General features: G+C 42.3%; 1 protein-coding gene. It reads right to left on the bottom strand.

The features are described from left to right. Positions 1-108 precede the first annotated feature (108 nt). Positions 109-2,338: CHASE2 domain-containing protein (locus LC574_RS36195; RefSeq protein ID WP_229458444.1), on the bottom strand; the 2,230-nt coding region annotated here is incomplete at its 5' end.

Raw genomic sequence — 2,338 nt, 5'->3', positions numbered from 1 at the left:
GATATAACTTAGAGTCGGGAGCATTACCTTTGCAAATATAGGATTCCTATTTGATTTTTGAATAAACACCGTACACCTCGAAAAGCCTGATTCCCTACTCCCTACTCCCTATTCCCTACTCCCCGCCCAAACTAAAATCCACAGCCATTCTATGGGTTTTTGCCAAACACGAAGCAAAGGTCTGCCATTAACAACAGCACTAATTATTTGACTGATAATGTTGGCATGAACACTCACCCCAGTCATCGGCTGTGAAGAACTAAATAGACCACTGTTATAGGGCGTATAAAATACATCTTTAATGCTTGCAGCAGTAGTGCCAATTAAAACTAGGCGATCGCGTAAACTATCAGGGGGAATGCGCTTTTCTAAGATATCCCTTAAAGGGAAAGTAGCAAAATTTTCCTGATTCCCTCTAAAGTTCAGCAAAATTTGGTAACCTCCAGAATCCGCATGGACGTAGCCTCCATCATTGCCCACAAACCTTTCCAAGACTGCTTTACCCCAATGCAACCTTTGACGTTGGGGGTCGTTGTCAACCAATTCTATGGTTATCCCTTTGTCCTGTAAATAGTGCTGCGCCAGTTTCATTGCCAAACTGTAGCGTGTTTCATCTTGTGAGAGTACTAATAATAATGCACGACGCACCTTACCATCTGCATCCACCACCTGATCGGCAAAGCCCACTCTTTCGGGGTTGAGAGTGGGAGGAGGCGCAATGGTATTAATCTTACTTCCCACAACTTTTTCAATTCCATATAAGTTAGGAGTTGATTGGAAGATGTTAACCAAGTCCTGATGCCCGGGATCTACAGGTAAATCTCGATAAATATCTAAACCAATTGCTCTAGGTTCTTGGGCTTTAATATTAGCAATTGCCTTAGCTAAAACTTGATCAGGAATAGGCCACTTTCCTGCCTTTTTTATATCTTCTTCATCAATAGTGACAATCGCTATCCGTTTCTCTGGTGACTCTAGCAACAGCCGCCAGCGAAAAAACTGGTCAAGCATATTCCACTCGCTACCCTGCAACAGTCCACCAAAGCGCAGCAGTAGAATAGGTGCAGTCACACATATAGCAATCCGTGGTATCCAAAATAAGCCAATTCGCCGTTGCAAAACTTCTAGCTTGGCTTTTTGTCTAGCTTGTGCCAAAAGTTTATTAGCTTGTGCTTGGGCTTGGCGTTTGGCTAATTCCTGACTAGCGGCTAAAAATTGATAATCTAAATCGCCAAGGCTTTTACCTAATGCCCAAGCTAAGGTATCCTGTAAGGCTTGTCCTCGCAATAAATAAAATTCATCTTGGCAAGCTGATGCTGACCAGGCTGCGATCGCTTCAGCATAAGGTCGCAACTGTGCTAAATTACGGTCAACCCAACTGTGGTTAAAGACAGCTTCGTAAATACGGTTATATACCTTGAGCTTGCCTTGTTGCTCGACTACTAACCCTGAGAGTCGTAATTCGATTTGTTCAGGAGTACCATCAGCAGGAATTTCTCCTTGACGTAAAATTTGCTGGTATAATTCTAATAATCTACCTGTACGTTTTTCATTTCTGTACAAAATGCGATCGCGAATCGTCCTCAAATGCTCAGGTTCATCTTGAGATTCCCAATTCTCAACAATGTGCGACTTTACTACTTGCTCAACCGATGAAAATCTTTGAGCAGTTGACTCCAAAACTATAAACTGACACAGCTTTTGCGTCAGAAACGGTTGCCCACCTGTCCATTCTAATATCTGCATGAGAACCGCTTCGGGGTTACTCACTCTCTGGTTCAAACCATTTATTAATGGTTGCACTTCATCAGGCTGAAATCCTTGCAGTTCAATCGCCTTGCCAATATTGAATGGTGTCTGGGTCTTATCTTGAATCAGTTCGTTAGGATTTGCAACCCCCAATAGTGCAAAAGTCAAACGCCTATATTCATAATTAACTTCTCGTTGCTGAAAGAAGAATCTAATTAAAGCAAAAAAATCATCCAATGAAAAATTCTGACTCAAAACGCGATCAATTTCATCGATAAAAATAACTATATTTTGCTTCACCTCTACTAACAGTACTTCATCAATAAATTGGCTCAAACACTGCAACGGTGAAAGCAAATCTCGCCGCTCACGCCACCAACTCCGCCATTGAATTTTTGAGTGCAGTTGGCAACTACTCACCAAAGATTGGACAATCCCAGCATACCACTTTTCTGGAGTTACATCTTGTGTTCCCATTCCTGTCAAATCAATAAACGCACAGATGATTCCTTCTGCTTGTAGCCTTTGCATCATCTGCACTCGCAAGCTAGACTTGCCCATCTGCCGCGAGTTCAGCACATAACAAAAC

The organism is Nostoc sp. CHAB 5715, assembly GCF_020829685.1.
GTDB lineage: Bacteria > Cyanobacteriota > Cyanobacteriia > Cyanobacteriales > Nostocaceae > Nostoc.
The sequence above is the reverse complement of the archived record's forward strand: the minus strand, read 5'-3'. Positions and strand labels throughout refer to the sequence as shown.